Origin of the sequence: Candidatus Pseudomonas phytovorans (assembly GCA_029202525.1) — a bacterium.
GTDB lineage: Bacteria > Pseudomonadota > Gammaproteobacteria > Pseudomonadales > Pseudomonadaceae > Aquipseudomonas > Aquipseudomonas phytovorans.
Genome location: CP119325.1, coordinates 2,895,595 through 2,912,304 on the forward strand (window position 1 = coordinate 2,895,595; position 16,710 = coordinate 2,912,304).

13 protein-coding genes are annotated in these 16,710 nt (G+C 60.4%); 5 read left to right on the forward strand and 8 right to left on the reverse strand.

Translation table 11 applies throughout. The annotated features are described in order from the left end of the window. Nucleotides 1-20: 20 nt before the first annotated feature. Nucleotides 21-2,069 (reverse strand): TonB-dependent receptor, encoded by a 2,049-nt coding sequence (locus tag P0Y58_12955; protein WEK33047.1) that lies wholly within the window; start codon nt 2,067-2,069, stop codon nt 21-23. Between the two features lie 1,179 nt (nt 2,070-3,248). On the opposite strand from P0Y58_12955, the gene P0Y58_12960 reads away from it, so the two are divergent. Next, on the forward strand, nt 3,249-3,782 hold the full coding sequence (locus tag P0Y58_12960; protein ID WEK33048.1) for a hypothetical protein: 534 nt from the start codon (nt 3,249-3,251) through the stop codon (nt 3,780-3,782). A 105-nt stretch (nt 3,783-3,887) separates the two neighbouring features. Here the strand turns inward: P0Y58_12960 and P0Y58_12965 are convergent, their stop codons facing one another. From P0Y58_12965 to P0Y58_12975, 3 genes are all read right to left on the reverse strand, one after another. After that, a complete protein-coding gene (locus tag P0Y58_12965) occupies nt 3,888-4,337 on the reverse strand; it encodes a GNAT family N-acetyltransferase (protein ID WEK33049.1) in 450 nt (149 codons plus the stop codon). 69 nt (nt 4,338-4,406) lie between these two features. Further along, nucleotides 4,407-4,586 (reverse strand): hypothetical protein, encoded by a 180-nt coding sequence (locus P0Y58_12970; protein WEK33050.1) that lies wholly within the window; start codon nt 4,584-4,586, stop codon nt 4,407-4,409. Between the two features lie 148 nt (nt 4,587-4,734). After that, a complete protein-coding gene (locus tag P0Y58_12975) occupies nt 4,735-5,562 on the reverse strand; it encodes a helix-turn-helix transcriptional regulator (GenBank protein ID WEK33051.1) in 828 nt (275 codons plus the stop codon). 162 nt (nt 5,563-5,724) lie between these two features. On the opposite strand from P0Y58_12975, the gene P0Y58_12980 reads away from it, so the two are divergent. Next, entirely contained in the window at nt 5,725-5,922 is a 198-nt protein-coding gene (locus tag P0Y58_12980) for a DUF1737 domain-containing protein (protein ID WEK33052.1), read from the forward strand. 51 nt (nt 5,923-5,973) lie between these two features. Here P0Y58_12980 and P0Y58_12985 read toward each other — a convergent pair whose 3' ends face one another. Next, entirely contained in the window at nt 5,974-9,033 is a 3,060-nt protein-coding gene (locus P0Y58_12985; GenBank protein ID WEK33053.1) for an autotransporter domain-containing protein, read from the reverse strand. 236 nt (nt 9,034-9,269) lie between these two features. Between P0Y58_12985 and P0Y58_12990 the strand changes: the two genes are divergently transcribed. Continuing rightward, entirely contained in the window at nt 9,270-9,917 is a 648-nt protein-coding gene (locus P0Y58_12990; protein ID WEK33054.1) for a hypothetical protein, read from the forward strand. Here the strand turns inward: P0Y58_12990 and P0Y58_12995 are convergent. Then, nucleotides 9,873-10,658 carry a DUF2182 domain-containing protein gene (locus tag P0Y58_12995; GenBank protein ID WEK33055.1) on the reverse strand — a complete coding sequence of 262 codons (786 nt, stop codon included), beginning with the start codon at nt 10,656-10,658 and terminating at the stop codon, nt 9,873-9,875. The genes P0Y58_12990 and P0Y58_12995 overlap by 45 nt on opposite strands. Nucleotides 10,659-10,666: 8 nt before the next feature. After that, nucleotides 10,667-12,145 (reverse strand): tyrosinase family protein, encoded by a 1,479-nt coding sequence (locus tag P0Y58_13000; protein ID WEK33056.1) that lies wholly within the window; start codon nt 12,143-12,145, stop codon nt 10,667-10,669. A gap of 198 nt (nt 12,146-12,343) precedes the next feature. On the opposite strand from P0Y58_13000, the gene P0Y58_13005 reads away from it, so the two are divergent. Beyond that, a complete protein-coding gene (locus P0Y58_13005; protein WEK33057.1) occupies nt 12,344-14,683 on the forward strand; it encodes a multicopper oxidase domain-containing protein in 2,340 nt (779 codons plus the stop codon). A gap of 151 nt (nt 14,684-14,834) precedes the next feature. Here the strand turns inward: P0Y58_13005 and P0Y58_13010 are convergent, their stop codons facing one another. Next, the gene (locus tag P0Y58_13010; protein ID WEK33058.1) at nt 14,835-15,743 is read right to left on the reverse strand and encodes a LysR family transcriptional regulator; all 909 of its coding nucleotides are present in this window, start codon (nt 15,741-15,743) and stop codon (nt 14,835-14,837) included. A 137-nt stretch (nt 15,744-15,880) separates the two neighbouring features. Here P0Y58_13010 and P0Y58_13015 point away from each other — a divergent pair, with 137 nt between their 5' ends. Then, nucleotides 15,881-16,705 (forward strand): phytanoyl-CoA dioxygenase family protein, encoded by an 825-nt coding sequence (locus tag P0Y58_13015; GenBank protein WEK33059.1) that lies wholly within the window; start codon nt 15,881-15,883, stop codon nt 16,703-16,705. Nucleotides 16,706-16,710: the final 5 nt, after the last annotated feature.

Genomic DNA, 16,710 nt, shown 5'->3' on the forward strand with positions numbered 1-16,710 from the left:
GCAGTTGCGGTTCGCTCAACTTAAAAGTAGGTGGTTACCCCAACAAAATACGCCCGACCGGGCACGTAAAAGGTGGTCGAGTCATCACGCGGGTCTTCATCCAGCAAGTTCTGCACGCCAGCGTTCACGGTTAACCAGTTGGTGGCCGCCCAGTTTCCGGTCAGATCATAGGTGGTGTAAGACTTGACGAAGTCTGTGCCTAGTCCGCGTTGCTTGCCCACATGCTGAGCCGAAAGCTCGGTACCGATCCGGTCGCTGATCTGCCAATCAATGGCGCTGAACAACGAGAGCTTCGGCGAACTGATCAGGTCTTCACCGGTCGACAGGTTGCGGCTTTCGAGCATGTAGGTTGCGTTGGTGCGCCAGCTGGCATTCTCCCACAACGGCACCTTGGTGCTGCCTTCCCAGCCGCGGGTGCGGGCTTTGTCCGCATTCTCCAGCATGGTCCACCAGCGGCCCTCGAAGTACCCCAGAGGTGCATATTCAATTTTGTCTTTGAAGTCGGTATGGAAGTAGGTGAGGCTGGCCTCCCAGCCGTCGTGGTCGAACGAAACGCCGATTTCCTTGTTGGTACTGATTTCCGGGCGCAGGTTCGGGTTGCCTGCCATCCAGCAACTACCGGTAACGTAGCCAAGCGGGCGCAGAGAGGTACAGCCGCGACCGCCAGAGTTGGTCGCTGCGCCCGCACTGCCTTCTTTCAAGCTGGGGGCCCGGAACCCGCGCGATACTCCACCGCGTACTGTCCAGTCTGGGTGAGGGTGATAGACCACATAAGCGCGTGGGCTATTGTGGTTGCCGTATTCATCGCTGTGGTCGAAGCGATTGCCCAGTGTCAGCGACAGGTTATCGAGCAGGAACAATTCATCCTCGACGAACAGCGCGGAATAGTCACCTTCAAGGTCCGACCCTCCCACTGCCGCACCTTGGTAATCCACGGGCACCGTGCCCAGCGTGTCAGTGTTGGTCAGCTGTTCTCGTTTCCACTGGCCGCCCACGGTCAGGCGCTGGTTGACCAACAGTTCGAACGGGATATTCAGGCTGCCTTCGACAATTTTTTCTTCCGAGTTGGCCTTGCCCTCGCCAATGTCATTGTCGAATTTATTCAAGTAAGCGTCGATACGCGAGGTCCCAAAGCCCCAGTCGCCATGGTGAGAGACCACGAAACTGTCGCGCGTCAGGCGCCCGGCGCCGAACGCTTCACCTACGGTATCCCCCCAGTCACCGAACGTTTTCTTTGACGACCACGAACGCTCCACGCCGTGGATGGCCTCGAAGGACAATTCATGGTTGTCATTGATTTGCCAATTGAGCAAAGCGTTGACGCTGTGGTCTTTGGCGCCGCCGGCGCCGTCGTTGTAAACGAAGTCACCCATTGCGTCGAGGCGAGGGGTGGCCTCGTCGGCAGCGCGTCGGGTGACATTGGCGCCCAGGCGCAGGCCGATGGCGTTAGTGACAGGGCCAGACAAGTTGACGCTGGTTTGGTTGGTCTGCCCACGGTCGGAGTCTTCCGGCATCGTGGTGTTTACGTTGAGCGACCCACTCCACTCACGGGATACCTTGCGGGTAATGATATTGATGACGCCGCCCATGGCGTCTGAGCCATACAGCGAAGACATCGGCCCGCGCACGATTTCGATCCGCTCAATCATGTTCGGCGAGATCCAGTTGATGTCCTGGCGACCCAGATCACGGCGGTAATTAGTGTCGGCGGAGCTACCGATGCGTTTCCCGTCCACCAATATCAAGGTGTATTTGTCGTCAAGGCCTCGTAGCTTGATCTTCGACTGCTCGCCCACCGGGCCGTAACCGCCTGTCACCCCGGGGATGCGGCGCAGGAGGGTGTTGAGGTCGTAGACAGGCTGGCGTTCGATCTCTTCCCGCGTGATGACGCTGACACTGGCTGGCGCATCTCGTACATCCGTACCGCGCCCTGTGGCGGTGACGAATGAGGCTTGCAGTTCTGTGGCGGGAAGCGGCTCGAGCTCGAGGGGTTCCTCGGCATGGGCTGCAGCCGCGGCAAGCAATCCAACGGTGAGCAGGGCGCGGGCGGAAGGAGGGCATGGCAGCATTGCGTAACAGTCCTTGTCGATCGGTAGGGTTGAAATCGAGGCGGGACGTTAACGCAAATAAGAAGCATTTGGAATAAAATGTGTAAAATAATTTACATAAAACTGACAAATAATTTACTCAGTGGGCAGACAGGCGTTCAGGATCGGTATCGAGCCGCTGATGCGGCCGTGAGCCTGCACCTGCACATGCGCTGGTAAGGAGTGCGCCAAAGCTGATTGGCGCAGCTACAAGGATCTAGTCGCTGTCGCTGGCCCAGTACCAATCACTGTGGGAGCTGGCTTGCCTGCGATCGGCGGCGCAGCCGTCGTAAATCCTGAGTCCGTGAGTTGCCTGCTACACCGTGGATACTGATTTTACGACGGCTGCGCCGCCGATCGCAGGCAAGCCAGCTCCCACAGGGATCGCATCAGGGCTTACAGGTGTTTGCCATAAGATATGCAGCGCCTGTGAGATCGAGCGCCGCCCGCGCGGCGCATCGCGAGCTGCGCTCGCTCCCACGTTTGTTTCTGGCCAGTAACGCCTGTCACAGGCGCGCGCGACCGCCTGGTTCATACGGCGCGGTATCGAGACATGCGCCAAGGGTTCGCGCACAAATATCACAGGCTAAATTGGCCAGAAACAAACGTGGGAGCGAGCGCAGCTCGCGATGCGCCGCGCGGGCGGCGCTCGATCTCACAGGCGCTGCTTATCTTGTGGCGAACACCTGGCAACCCTGCTGCGGATCGAGCAGCGGAATGAGGGCACCGCGTTTTTCTTTGATTCGATCCGCTGCCTTAGCCATTTTCTTCACTTGTGAATGAAAATCTTCAGATTCGCCAGAAGGCCTGATTTTTTCTTCAGTCTGTTGTCGCACAACGGCTAAATACCGCTGAAACAGCGGTGTTCGTGAGCCGTCGCTGGCACTGCTTGGCCGGATGCTGTCGGTGCGGAGGATTTGCGAATTGGCAGGGCAGCGTCAGTTTGATGCTGAGCGATAATTTCGATGCCATCCCGTTTCGCCATGATGCGGTCGTTTAGCGAAATGACAGGGCGTGCAAGCAAGGAACTTTAACCCATGCGTTCGCTCAATTACGCACTGCTTTGCCAGTGAACGCTGCGCCTTGTGCCAGCCTACTAACTGAATTGAGCGGTTCCCGAAGTCGCCCCCAGGAGGCTTTACGTTGAGCACAGGAAGTCACATGAAAAAAATGCTGTTGGGTGCGTGTTTACTGTCACTGGCCGGTTGTGCCAGTTCGCCCGATCCTTTTGCCCAGGCCAGCCCTGGCTGCAAAACGGAAACAGTGCAGGTGAATGGGAAGCCTGTTACCACCGAGTTCTGCATCAAATCCATCGTTCTCAAGCCTTCCGACTACCGAGTCACGGTCAACGATCAGGCGTTGTTCACAGGTACCGGCTTCAAGCGGGTTGATTACACCAAAACCCTCAAGGAAGGCGAGACGAGAGTCGCCTGCGACGGGATAGTCGATATACAGAAGCTCCACGGTAGCAAGTTGACATTGAGCGAGTTGCCCCCTGAGTTGGTGACAGGTTGCCGTATTACCGCCGACGCAGCCGGCCACGCCCAGCCCTTCGTGAAGGACGTCGCTTGCGATGAAGTGTTCTACAAGGCGATGTATCCGTTGCTGGGCCCGATGCTGCCGGTTGAAGTGGCCCGCCAATGCACAGTGACGGTGGGTGATCAGACGGTGTTCGACCAGCGTTTCAAGTTCTGAAAAACAACGCTAACGTTGGGTCTGTTTGCGCTGGCTGCTGAGTATTTTTTAGCAAGGGCGGGGTTGATGTACGCACAGTGGTAGCGCAGTGTCGATGGCCCCGCTTCAATCGATCAACCGCTTCTCCATCGGCTGATAGACCAGCCCGGCGAACTCGCCCACTTCCCCCGCCAGCGCAAATCCGTAGCGTTGATAAGCTGCCACCGACGACAACGACGCTCTGACTGTCACCACATTGCCCCTGGCCTGCTGCAGCGCAGCGTCTACCAGGTACTTGCCGATACCCTGGCGTTGCCAACCCGGCGCAACGAACAGCATGGCCACGTGGCTCCCTTCCTTGAGTTCGATCAGCCCAGTCAGGGATCCCTCTACAACGCACACCAGCATCAAGTTGTCGCCGGTCATTCGTTCGGCGAAGGCCTGCGGTGCTGCTACCTTGCTGAACGTTTCCACGCCTTGGGGCGACAGTGATGGCGCTACCGCCAACATGAATGCCTCCAGGCACAGGGCACTGGCGCTGTGGCAATCGTTGTGGGTCATCGTGCGTAACTGCATGGTCGTCTTCCGTGACTTGAGTAGCGTGGCCTCTGCAGCCTGTTCAGCAAACATCGGTGCAGTGGCTTGTTAGCGCTGGGCTTTCTGCCGTTGGTAGCGCTGGAAGCGGGCAACGATGATTTGCACGACAAACGCCACCAGGCAAAGGAGGCCGATTTTCCAGCTACCTTCCAGGCCGTAATGCTCGGCTATCGTCCCCGTAATGAGCACGCTAAAGAAGATGGCAACAGGCAGGATCAATTTGTTCATCGGGTCTTCCAGTACGCTGCAAATAGCTTGGTGAGTATGAGCGCGGGATCATAGCAAATCTGCTTCCAGCCTCGTCGCCGAACACTTGCGAGTTGTTCATCGCCACGCCTGTGCCCGAGGTTCAGCAGCATTTGGACCGAGCTTGCTGTCAGTGAACCTGTCTCGCCCCCTTGCGCTGAGTCGCCAACGCCAACAACTCGCGTTGGCCGGAAATCCCCAGCTTGCGATACAGCCGTTTGATGTACGTGGCCGCACTCGACAGCTGAATGCCCATGCCCGCGCTGATGGCCTCGACCTCGCAGCCGGCCAGCATCAGTTGCAGTAGCTCGCGGTCGCGCCGGGTCAGTTCCGGGTACAGGCTGATAACCCGTTCACTGAGCAGGGCCGGCATTTCATTTGCTTCGAGGTAGGCGCGGTAGTGCAGTCGGGAGAGTTGTACGATCAGCGGGGCGGCTGTTTCGATGACATTGATTTCGTTGGCAGAGAAGCGGCCGTGTTCACGGCCTCGGTATAAATTCACCGATAGCCAGCGGTTGCCCTCGCACTGGGTCAGCAAGGCGACACGTTCGGTGATTTGCGGCAGCTCGTAGCAGATGCGGCGGTAGTCGCGGTGAGCAATGTCTTCGATGCCTTGGCGTTGCACCATGATGCGGTCGGCTGCGGGCAGTGCAGGGCGCTCGGTCATCGCCTGTTGGTTGCCGTCCATGCTGTAGAAGCGTTCGGCGTAGTTGCTGGAGATTCTGGGCAGCTCAAGCATGCGTGCGCGGTCGGCGAAGGAAATGATCTGCGGGCTGCGGTTGGGGCCGTAGGCGAAGAGGGTGCATTGGGCCAAGGGCACCTGGGCGCTGACCAGTTTCAGCATGTCGGCGGCCAGCAGCTTGCCGTGGCTTTCGCGGCTGCGGGAAAGCAGGGTGGCGGTTTGCTCGATGGGCAGGTGGAAGTGGGTAGTGGAAGGGCGTAATGGCCAGAATTCCATGCTGCTACTCCCCGGGGGCAAGGCAGGATTTATTGTTTTAGGTGGCCACTGGAAGGTGGCCTGCCGGGCAGGATAACCAATTTGCCAGCTTGGCGCGTAGCCGTGCCCCGGCCGTAAACAGTATTCTGGGAATACACACCTTTTTCAGCAAGGAACGAACAGATGCCTCAACCACCGGATGGAATGCCGATTTACCGGGTGCTAACGGGCCCCGATGACGCTTCTTTTTGCCATAGGGTCAGTGATGCCTTGAAGCTGGGGTACCAACTTCATGGCGGGCCTGCACTCACGTTCAATGGCAAAGATGTGATCGTAGCGCAGGCTGTGACCTGGCCTGGGGCACAGGTAGCTTCGGCTTGAACCCGGTCCGGGCCTTCTGCTGGCATCCAGCATCAGGCCCGGATAAGAGGCTTAGAAGCGCACCGTAACCCCCGCATTCACCGAGTGGAAGCGGGCATCTGAACCAAACTGGCCCTGGTACGACAGCCCCACTTCAGTCTGGCGGTTCAGTTGTACTTTCGCGCCCACTTCGGTCATTGCCACGTTACGCGTCTGGGCGATGCCCTGCACCGCGAAGTCCGGCCCCCCTGCAAACGCCTGGGTGCTGCTTGGGTCCAGATCCCCATAGGCGCGGCGCCAGCCCAGCGAGCCGTAGAACTGAGTGTCGTGGTCGGCCACGCGGGTGCGCGTCGAGGCGCGCATGCCCACGGTCGAGAACCAGGTGTCCTGCTTCTCGCTGGACACGCCCAGCGCTGCGGCATCGCCTTTTTCATGGAAGCTGTCGGCGTCGTACTTCACGTACGACACGCCCACGAACGGCTCCAGCGCCACCGCGCCCAGGCCGATGCGGTAAGCCGCTTCGCCACTGGCCTGCAGGGTGTTGGCGTCGCGCTTGCCCTTCAGATGGTCGTTGAACCCGGCAAAGGCCACGTTGCGTTTGCTGTCCAGCTTGTGCCAGGTGTAGCCGACATCCGCGCTCAGGCGCAGGGCATCAAGCTGGGCGCCGGTGTACAGGCCCAGGTGGTAGTTGTCGCTGTGGCCCTTGGCATCGCGGTCGTCGGCGTCGAACTTGGTGCGGCTGTAGCCGCCGTACACGCCGGCCCGCCAGTCCGGGTTGATGCTGCCGTCGGCACCGATCAGCACACCGCCGGTGCGCTGGTGCAAACCGCTAGAGCCGTTATTGCCGTCCAGTTTCGACCAGTTACCGAAGGTTTGCGCCCAGGCGCCGCCCTGCGCTTCAGGGGTGGTTGGCATCAGGTTCGACGCACCCAGTGGCATGCGCACTCTGCTGCTGTCGAACAGGTCGCGCAGGCGGGTGCCCAGCACGCCGGACACCACCTGGCTGTTGGCGATCAGCGCGGTGCCGGTGCTGGCGTGGTAGTCGCCGGAGAGCTGGTCGATGGCATCGCGGGCGCTGTCGGCATCCAGCACCAGCAAGTTGTTGTACAGGCGCAGGGGTTCGCCGCTTTGCTGCAGTACGCTTAGCGCGCCTGCGGTGTTCCACTGGTTTTCAGTAAGTGCCACGGTCTGGAAGATGCCTGGGGTGCCTGGCCCGCCCGTTTCTGGCGGCTGCACCGGTGGTTGTACCGGGGGCTGAACGGGTGGCTCGACAGGTGGCTGTACGGGCGGCTCAACCGGTGGCTCTACCGGAGGCTGTACGGGTGGCTCTACCGGTGGTTCGACAGGCGGCTCGACCGGTGGCTCAACGGGTGGCTCTACAGGTGGTTCCACCGGCGGCTCAACAGGTGGCGTGGTCTTCTGCGCAATGGTCAGGTTCAGCTCATTGGCCGTGCGCTGCAGGCTGACGTTGAGAAACGCCGAGTTGGTGAAAGCCTCGGCATAGGCAGTACCTGCCGCAGCGCCGTCCACCACACCGCCCTGGGCGGCCAGCAGTGTGTAGGTTTGCCCGGTCTGGTAGCTTTGCGCGTCGTTGAGGGTGGTGACATCGACCCGCGTGCCACGCAGGGTCGCGGTGCCGCTGACGTTGACGCGGTCCGAGCCGCCATCCCCTGCGATATCGGCGGCGTAACGCGAGCCGGCTGCCATCTCCAGGTCGCCGTTGATCGACAGGGTGCCCAGCGCGCCTTCACCCGGCGACAGGGTACCGCCCGAGGCAACCTGGGTGCTGCCGACCTGGCCGACACCGGCCAGCACACCGCCGTCCAGTACCTGAGCGCGGTTGCTGTAGTTACCGGTGCTGTCGGTATGGCCGACGGTGCCGTTGACCACCAGCGTGCCGTTACCGATGCTCAGCAGCGAGGTGCCACGGGGGTTGGTCTGGTCGACGTCGCCGGCAAGCACCAGGCGCCCGCCACGCACTACGGTGCTGCCAGACATCCCGGTAAGGTCGCCGCTCAGGGTGGTGTTACCGCTGAAAGAATACACCCGGCCCGCTCCGCTGATGCTGTTGCTCAGGTTCAGGTCGCCATCGGTGTGGTTGAAGGCCAGCGCGCCGCTGCCGGCACCGAAGCGGACGGCCGTTTGCGGGTCGAGGCGGCCGGCAGCCTGTGCGGAGCTGGCGGTGAGGGCATCGATATCGGTGCGGCTGTCGTCCCTCACCACGCCGCCACCGATGCTGAGGGTGCCACGTGCGGCGGAGTTGATGCTGGTCAGCACGCTGATGTCGATACCGTCGGTGCTGCTCAGCTCGGCGCCGTTGGCCAACACCAGGTTGGTGCTGTTGGTGGTCGTACCCAAGGTCAGTGCGCGCGTTGCCAGGCGCGTGCCTTCGCCGGATACGCTCACCACGGTGTTGCGGCCAAGGTTGGCCGAACCCAGCTCCATCGAATCGCTGGTCAGCACCGCGCCATTGCTCAGGCTGAGGTCGTTGCGGTTGCGGAACGTGCCGGTGTTGTCCCAGCGCGTGTTGGCCCCGGACAGGTCGCTGATCGAATTGATGGCCACGCGTTCGCTGGCAAGTTGCCCGCCATCTTTCAGTGTGATGCGCGAATCGTAAAGGAACGTGCCACCGGCGGTGACGTTCACGGCATCTACTTTCGAACCGGCGCCGCTGACCACCAGGTTTGCCCGGGACAGGGCATTGCCTGTGTTGCCGTTGTCGCTCAACTGAAGGTCGCGCACCAACACTTGCCCGCCGTCGAGTACGTTAAGCGTGCCCTGGCCAGCGCCGCCGACGACAATGGTATTGCCCAGCACGGCAGTGGTGCGCGGTACCACCCAGCGTGAACCGGGGCCCTGGACCGAGACCGTGGCCATGGCCGTACTGGCTTCGTTGTTGGTCTGCGACCCACCGATCCGCCCACCTTTGCTGGTGAGTTCGGCGCCATTGTTGATGGTCAGGCTGGCGGGGATGCCATCGCTGGGGCGTAGCGACACCGTGCCGTCGTAGGCGCGGTCGCTGCTGAAAGTGTCCTCTGCGCTATTGAGGATGTAGTCCGCTGCGTGGGCGCTTGGCAGCAGGGCAAGCGTGATCGCGAACGTGAGTGGGGACAGTCTGAAAAGGGGATTCATGGCGACTCCAGATACTCCATTAGATGCCACGCAAGTGGCTGCCAGCTTTGGGGGCAATGGCATTCCATATGTGCAACGGATTAGCGCTGGGAGTATCGGCAAGTGCTTGCCGTGGTGAGAATAGTACGCATGTGCTAGCGTCTTCCGGAACGTGACGTTGCGCACACTGTGGTGTTGGGTTGCCCGCGAAGAATCTTGCAGTAGTATGCCAACACCCGTCATCAGGGCGGGTGAGCATGTTGAAAGGATTTCAGATGATATTCAGAGCCTGTGCGGGTCTTGTTCTTTGCTTGGCCGTGGTTCCGGCAGCCTTGGCCGGCTATGACAAAAACAGGGTAGCCATCGCCAAACGCTGGTACTCAGAGGCCTACGTAAAGGGCTATCTGGAAAAGTTCTACCCCAAGTCAGTCAGAGCTGCTTTTAACGAAAGCATTGCATACAGCTATGCCGCAGACGGCCCTCCGTCCAATATGGGCGGGTACAAGTATTACCCTGAACCCATGTCGACTCGGCAAATCAACGGTATTCGGTTGAAAACTGCGGGTATCGGAAAAAACATAGATGCTGAAATTGACAGGATGTGTGTGCTGGAAATTTCTGGTGCGTTGATTGCGTTGAAGCTTACGGTCCAGAACGCCGCGCGAAAGAAAAATATTCGACGCGATGACCTGAGAAAAGGCGTAGTCGCCGCCATTCGGTCCGGCGAACTCACCTCTGCGCCATTGGATTTGAACACCAATGGCGGGCGTCCAATTTCAGTCATTCCTCCAGATAGCGCAGAGAAGCTTCTGTGTAACGTCTATGTCACGAAAAAAACCAAGGAGGTGATTTACCAGGTTTCAGTGGCGCTTACTGCTGAGGGCTTCTACGGCAGAGGTCGATAGCCTGCCAAAACCCAGCACCTTGACGATCAACGGCACGCGCCAGCTTGGCCGCTCGCCCGCAGCCAGGCGTTCGACCAGCATGATGGCGCCGGCCAGCAGCATGACGGGAATGTGCCCTTGGTGGACCAGCAGCGGCACCATCATCCAGGCCCAGCATGCGCCGATGCACCACACCCCGTGGCTCAGGCCAAAATACAGGCAGTCCCGGTCTGCCTTCCACCCGAACAGGCCAATACGTTGCAGCCGGTGCCCCCGGTTAAGCGCTGCCCGGTGCCACGGGCTGGCAGACCAGACCAAGGCCAGCAATACGCTCAGGCCGAGGGCGCTGTCCGGGAAGACCAGCGACAGCAGCAGCGCAACTGCGCTGAGCACCAGCCCGGCGGCCATCCACAGGGTGCTGTAGCTCAGTAAAAAACCGAACAGCGCACGCACGCGCCGGCGCGGCAGGCTAGAGCGCCATACATGCATGAGTGGCATCGCCAGCAAGGGCGGCATCATCGCAACCAGCATAAGCGCCCAACTGCCCAGCACGTCATGCAACGGGGTCATGACCAGTTCCGCCCGTATGGCGCTGAACCAGAGTGCAGCTACGCCCAGCCCCTCAGTGCTGATGCAGAACGCCGCGTAAGCCGCGTGCCCATTGTTGTAGATGCAAAAAACCAGGCCGACCCCGGCCGTTGCGAACAGCAACGGCCAAGGTGCCCGAGTGAAACCGCGCAGTATCGAACCCGGTTTGGCCATGCCTGTTATCAGCTCACGATGCCCGTGCGTTTGACCACACTGATCCGCTCGACTGTCACCGGCGTGCTGGCCGAGATCTGCTCGCCAGGTACCAGGGTTACCTGCAGGTGTGCAGGGTCGAAGCTACCACTGGCTTTCAGTCGCTCGGCCAGGTCGGTAATGTCGAGCGTATAACCCAGGCCGTTGCCGCCATGGCCCGAGTCAGTTCTGGACGCTACGTTCAGGCCGAACAGCGTGAGGCTGCCGGCGTGAAGTTCAGGGTGGTTTGCAGGGGCCGCGCCGGCGGGCAGGTTGACATACACCTCAAGCAGCGGCGAGGGCGCTTTGCCACGGACTGATTCGAGCCGCAGATAAAGCCGGGTAACTTCCTCACCCGCTGTGCTGGCGCCCAGCGCTGCAACGCCGGCGCGGGTACTGGCGGGGTCGAGATCGACATGGGTGACTACCGGGGCAGCGCCCACAGTGACCACTGAGGCGTTGGCACCGATAGGTACAACGCTTTGCTGATCGGGTGAACCCATGCTGACTCGCCTCACGCCTCGCACTCCTGGTGTTACACCGGTGCCGATGGTCAAATTGTCGTATGGGCGGTGCAGGCTGCCCTCCGGGAGTGTATCGCGGCTGGTGAATGTCAGGCCGGTCTCGGCGCTGCCTGTTTGCGGCACGATGAAAACCCGGTCAAGCGGGCCGTTCAGCCACTGCGGGTCATCCACCATATGCTTGCCCGACGTGCTCATCCAGGCTTCCCAAAGACGGTCGACGTTGCAATGGTGCAGCCAGAAGATCGGGTCCAGGCCAGCCAGAAGCGGGTCAGCCATAAACCCGTAGTTACCGCCGATCAGGCGGTGCACGGTGTTGTGCGGGTTGCGTTCCAGGTCGCCTGTCCAGCCGCCAAACTGAACGAAATCACCTGAGACGCCACCCCCGAAACCGATGCCGCCGTCTACGGTGAAGTCGGTTTCTTTCATGGCATCCAGGCTGAACGCATCGGTAGGGCCTGGTTCCAGCCTGGTCAGGCCGGGCCGGCGCGGGTATTTTTTCAACGGGTTGGGGGAGCCGTCCGGCAAGGTGTCCAGCAGGAACGCGGCTGGCAGATCGCGTGCCTGCGGGTCATCGGGGTTGAAGTAGTTCCAGTACGGCAGGGCCCAGTCCTCACCGGTCAACTCCTTCACCTTCGCAGCTACGATGGCTTCGAATGAGAACAGATAGCCGCGGTGCCATGAAACGAAATACCAGCTGCCGTGCTGGCACTGATTGCCATAGGTATTATCGAGCAGCGCCTCTGGAACAGGGTCGCCGTGGTTGATGAGCTCACGCTGAATCCACAAGTCCTGATCGAAACCGTGGATGGCCCCCAGAAACTTCCAGCTGTTGTGGTCGGTAATGGGTAACTTGTCCAGTTCGCGAACTGCCAAGGCGTAGTGCAGCAGCGTCTTGTTGTCCCAACCAGAGCCCAATGTGGCGACGTCTTGTCTTTCCCTTGCCATTAGCATCTTCTCCTTGATGACAGTTGCAGGCGGCCCCGCCTGCAGACCCATTGAACGTTGACTCCAGAAAACTGTCGGGCCTGAGTATAGGCGGGATTATCAAATTGCCATTACCTTGCGTTTTCATCGTCTCAAACTACTTTTCCAGTTGAATATCCTGTTGCCAGCCACTGGCAATTACTTGGGAAGGAACCTGATATGCAGTCAAAAGGATTGGCTCTGTGCAGCGGGTCATTGGCATCGCTTTTCTGGGTCGCCAACGCTTTTTCCGCTCAGGCTGGCGGCATCAGCAACCCACCTGCACTGACGATGGGCATCGATCGGGGTGGGGCTGCAGCGGCTCACGGCATGCTTGAAGCCAGCGGCGTCACTTCGCGCACGGTCATCCGCCAGAAAGACCCCGGTGCGCAACTGGAACTGCGCCTGAAACAAGCCGAAATCCACGACCCGAAAAAGGGCAGCAACGACAAGGTCTGGTTGCGCGGTTATGCCGACCTCAACGGCGCCAGTGCCGAAGGCCTGGTCGCGGCCCCGCTGATCAAGGCGTTTCCGGGCCAGACGGTCCGCTTTGATATCTACAATCACCTGTTGCCTTGGGACCAGCTGCCCGCAGGCCTGCGCCAGGACTATACCCAGGCCGGGCTTGGCAAGGATGTATATGAAAAGCTGATCCCGCAGCAGCAGTGCGACCCAGCGGCCCATGACCCTGGCACGATGAATATTCCCAACAGCCGCCCGGGTTGTTTCAACACCACCAACAACCACTTCCACGGCAGTTGGGTGAACCCGGCCGGTAACAGCGACAATGTGCTGCGCACCTTGTACCCAAGTGCCGGTGTGGCGCACGAGTACGAATACAACATCCCTGCCGATCATCCTGCCGGAACCTTTTGGTACCACCCCCACGTTCACGGCTCCACCGCCTTGCAGGTTGCCAGCGGCGTGGCTGGGGCGCTGATCGTGAATGGAGATCGATGGCCGGTTCCGGGCGTGAATGGTCAAGGTTTGCGCAGTGGTGACATCGATGTGCTGTTGAGCAGGCCCGATGGAAAACCGATTCCCGACCGGGTCTTCATGCTGCAGCAGATTCAGTACAAATGCTTTGCCCCGGACGGTACGCCCAAAGCGGACAAATGGAACTGCGCCGCCGGTGATATCGGCGCCATCGTCGACTACAACGATCTGGGCGGCCCCAGCAACTGGACAGCTTCGGGGCGCTTCACTACCGTCAACGGCCGTGTCACCGACATGCTGGGCATTGGCAGCGAACCTGGCCAGGAGAAGGTCATTGCCGGGCAGCCGGAGCGCTGGCGCCTTATCCATGCAGGCTTCAATGACAGCATCAAGGTTCAGGTCTTTCCTGCAAAGCCGCGCCCGGCACAGGCGGAGTCAACGTCGCTGAAGACGGTGTTCAGCAACACGTCCGCCGCTGACAACGATCGAGTGATTGCACGTGAGTGCGAGGTCGATGGCCCGCCACTCAAAGTGTTCGAGATCGCTGCCGATGGGCTGACCAGGTACCAGGCCCTGGAGACGGACAGCCGGGTACTGCAGCCGGGTTATCGCAGCGACATTCTGGTGTCCTTCCCTCAGCCTGCCGGCGATCTGCGCCATCAGGATTACTGCGTCATCGATGCCCCTCTATCGGCGCAGGCCAGTGTGGAAGGGTCGGTGGACAGCCGGCGCCTGCTCTTCACTGTCAGGGTCGAGCGCAACGATGCCCAGCAGATTGCTGACGCCAAGGTGGTCATTCATGACATGCTGGTCAGCGCGGCCAAGCGGCTGGCTGCAGATCGCGAAAAACAGGGGCTCGACACCTCGAAACTGCCGGCGATTCTGGCCGACCTCGACGCCGGCCTGAAGCTTGAGCATTTCTCGCCACACGACAGGCTGACAGGGCAAGCGCCGCAACAACAGGAGGAGGCCTGGGAGCGGGTAGACAACGTCCGTCTGCTTCGTTTCAACCTGAAGTCAGTGCAGAAAGGCGTGGCCTCTGCACCTTCGGGCGCGGGGTTGGGGCATGCACGGCTTACCCGTGCAGGCTTCGAGGCAGCGTCTGATCCCGACCCGCAAGCGCCGTGGGGGAAGGTTGAAGATGTTCGTTTCAGCGAACGAGAGGACGAACTTATCGCACTGCAACTTGGCAACACGGACGAGTGGCGCCTGCGCACCGCCGATGTTGCTCACCCGTTCCATATCCATATCAACCCTTTCCAGGTGGTACGCGTAACGCGGTTGGCGGATGGCGTGGATGTGACCGGGGACGCGACCTCGCAGTATTTCGGTATGAAGGACGTGTACAAGGACACGATCATCGTTGAGCCCGGCGTCGAAGTTGTAGTGCGCTCACATTATGAGCGCTACGTTGGGCGCTTCGTTTTGCATTGCCACATTCTGCCCCATGAAGACGGCGGGATGATGCGCCTGGTCGAGATTTTCGAGGCCGGTATACCGGGTGGGCTGGACTGGATCGAACAGCAAGGCAAAGGCGCCGGGGGCGCCGCCAACGGATCGGCGACCCCTACGCATGCGCACTGAACGGCGCGCTACCTCGACCTGCTGATACAACGTTGGCTGTTGTCGTCAGGTCGCATGCCCCTTAGCGAAACCTCAGGGCGGCAGGCGGCTACTCCCGCCGCCCCGAGACTCGCGGTTCGGCTGCGCTGAGCGCCTGGAACCTCAATCGGATTCACACTGCCGCGCCTGCGATCTCCCGGGCAACCCAACGTTTGAATGCCTCGGCTACCGGCGATGGGTGCATCGCGCCTGACTGGGCCAGCACCACTTTTTGTGGCACTACCGCTTCCAGTAATGGCCGGCATAGCAGTGGTGTGCCGTCGTAGCAGTGGTCCCCGGCGGGCCGGGTACACGACAAGGCAACCCCGTAGCCATGCGCGACCAGGCCCCGCTGCATTTCGAACGTCTGGGTGTACTGCTGAGTGCGCGGTTGCAGGTTATGCGCCCAGAACAGTGAAAGGAAATATTCACGCGTTTGTGCAATGTCCTCAAGAATGAGGCATTCCTGGGCCAGTTCATGCAGCGGTATCGCTGCCAGGTGGGCCAGGCGGTGGTCCGTGGCAATCAGCGCGTAGGGTTTCAGTTCAGCCAGTACCTGGCGCGGCAGCGAGTGATCCAGGCCGATGTCATAAGTAAGCGCGAGCTCGGCTTTGCCGGCACTCAGGTTGCGGTGTACGCCTGCCAGGTCAGTTTCGAACAGCGTTACCTCGACCTCGGGGTACTGCTTGCGAAAGCTCGATAGCAGCCGCGGTGCAAAGTAAGGTCCCAGGTCTTGAAAGCAGATAAGCGACAGGTTGCCGCGCAGTGAACCTTGCGCCTGATCCGTTTTTTGATTCATGGCGATGGCCATGCCAATGATATCGCGAGCCTGTGCAAGCAATCGCGTGCCCGCTGACGTCAGCTCCAGCCCGCGACTGACCTGGCGCCGGAAAAGCCGCTCGTTCAGCGCTTCTTCGAGCTGGGCGATGGCAACCGACACCGAGGGCTGCGAAACGTGTCGTGCTCTCGCAGCAGCGCTGATGCTGCCGTGCTCGGCCACGGCGACGAAATACTCTAACTGCCGAAACGAGAACCCTATCATTTTTTCCTATACTCAGGATTAGGAAATATATTCTTTTCCTATTGGTGCCGAAAAGCAATACTCGCTTTGCACCTTGCTTATTCCGCTCGACACTTGGCAGTGGTGCTGTTGCCCAATAAAAAGACCAAGGGTGCTTTATGAAACAGTCCGTCGAATTTCAACTAAGCGATGAAACCATCGAGGCTTTCCAGCGTGATGGTGCTGTCTGCGTCCGTAATCTGTTCACGCCGCAGGAAGTTGCACTGCTCGAAACCGGCATCGAACAGAACCTGAAAACCCCAAGCGAACGCGCCAAAGTGGCCAGCCGCGCTGACGACCCTGGTTGGTTCTTCGAGGACTTCTGCAACTGGGGCGATATCGCGGCCTATCGCCAGTTCATCTTCGAGAGCCGGGTGGGTAGTGTTGCCGCTCAACTCATGAACAGCGAAACAGCCCGGCTTTATCACGATCACCTGCTGGTCAAAGAGCCAAACACGCGCCAGCGTACGCCCTGGCATCAGGACCAGCCGTACTACAACATCGATGGGCGCCAGAACTGCAGCATGTGGATGCCAGTCGACCCCGTCGCGCGGGCGTCCACCCTTGAATTCGTAGGGGGCTCGCACCTGGGTCCGTGGCTGATGCCACGCAGCTTCCTCGACAGCCAGGCGCAATGGTTTCCGGAAGGCAGCCTTACCGACTTGCCGGATATCGAAGCTGACCGCAGCGCCTGGAACATCCTCGGCTGGGAGCTTTCCCCGGGCGATGCCGTGTTCTTCCACATGCTGACCCTGCACGCCTCTGGCGGTGTCGGGGGCAATCGCCGGCGCCGTGCCTTTTCAGTGCGCTTTCTGGGCGACGACATCACCCACGCACCGCGCCAGTGGAAAACCTCGCCACAATTTCCCGGGCTCGAAACGCAATTGGCGAGCGGTGCCCAGATGAACCATGCGCTATTCCCGGTGCTGTGGCCAAGAGATTGATGATT

Excerpts from the sequence above, each read along its gene's own strand:
- P0Y58_12955 (WEK33047.1), bottom strand. The coding sequence starts at position 2,069 with ATGCTGCCATGCCCTCCTTCCGCCCGCGCCCTGCTCACCGTTGGATTG.
- P0Y58_12960 (WEK33048.1), top strand. The coding sequence starts at position 3,249 with ATGAAAAAAATGCTGTTGGGTGCGTGTTTACTGTCACTGGCCGGTTGT.
- P0Y58_12965 (WEK33049.1), bottom strand. The coding sequence starts at position 4,337 with ATGCAGTTACGCACGATGACCCACAACGATTGCCACAGCGCCAGTGCC.
- P0Y58_12970 (WEK33050.1), bottom strand. The coding sequence starts at position 4,586 with ATGAACAAATTGATCCTGCCTGTTGCCATCTTCTTTAGCGTGCTCATT.
- P0Y58_12975 (WEK33051.1), bottom strand. The coding sequence starts at position 5,562 with ATGGAATTCTGGCCATTACGCCCTTCCACTACCCACTTCCACCTGCCC.
- P0Y58_12980 (WEK33052.1), top strand. The coding sequence starts at position 5,725 with ATGCCTCAACCACCGGATGGAATGCCGATTTACCGGGTGCTAACGGGC.
- P0Y58_12985 (WEK33053.1), bottom strand. The coding sequence starts at position 9,033 with ATGAATCCCCTTTTCAGACTGTCCCCACTCACGTTCGCGATCACGCTT.
- P0Y58_12990 (WEK33054.1), top strand. The coding sequence starts at position 9,270 with ATGTTGAAAGGATTTCAGATGATATTCAGAGCCTGTGCGGGTCTTGTT.
- P0Y58_12995 (WEK33055.1), bottom strand. The coding sequence starts at position 10,658 with ATGGCCAAACCGGGTTCGATACTGCGCGGTTTCACTCGGGCACCTTGG.
- P0Y58_13000 (WEK33056.1), bottom strand. The coding sequence starts at position 12,145 with ATGGCAAGGGAAAGACAAGACGTCGCCACATTGGGCTCTGGTTGGGAC.
- P0Y58_13005 (WEK33057.1), top strand. The coding sequence starts at position 12,344 with ATGCAGTCAAAAGGATTGGCTCTGTGCAGCGGGTCATTGGCATCGCTT.
- P0Y58_13010 (WEK33058.1), bottom strand. The coding sequence starts at position 15,743 with ATGATAGGGTTCTCGTTTCGGCAGTTAGAGTATTTCGTCGCCGTGGCC.
- P0Y58_13015 (WEK33059.1), top strand. The coding sequence starts at position 15,881 with ATGAAACAGTCCGTCGAATTTCAACTAAGCGATGAAACCATCGAGGCT.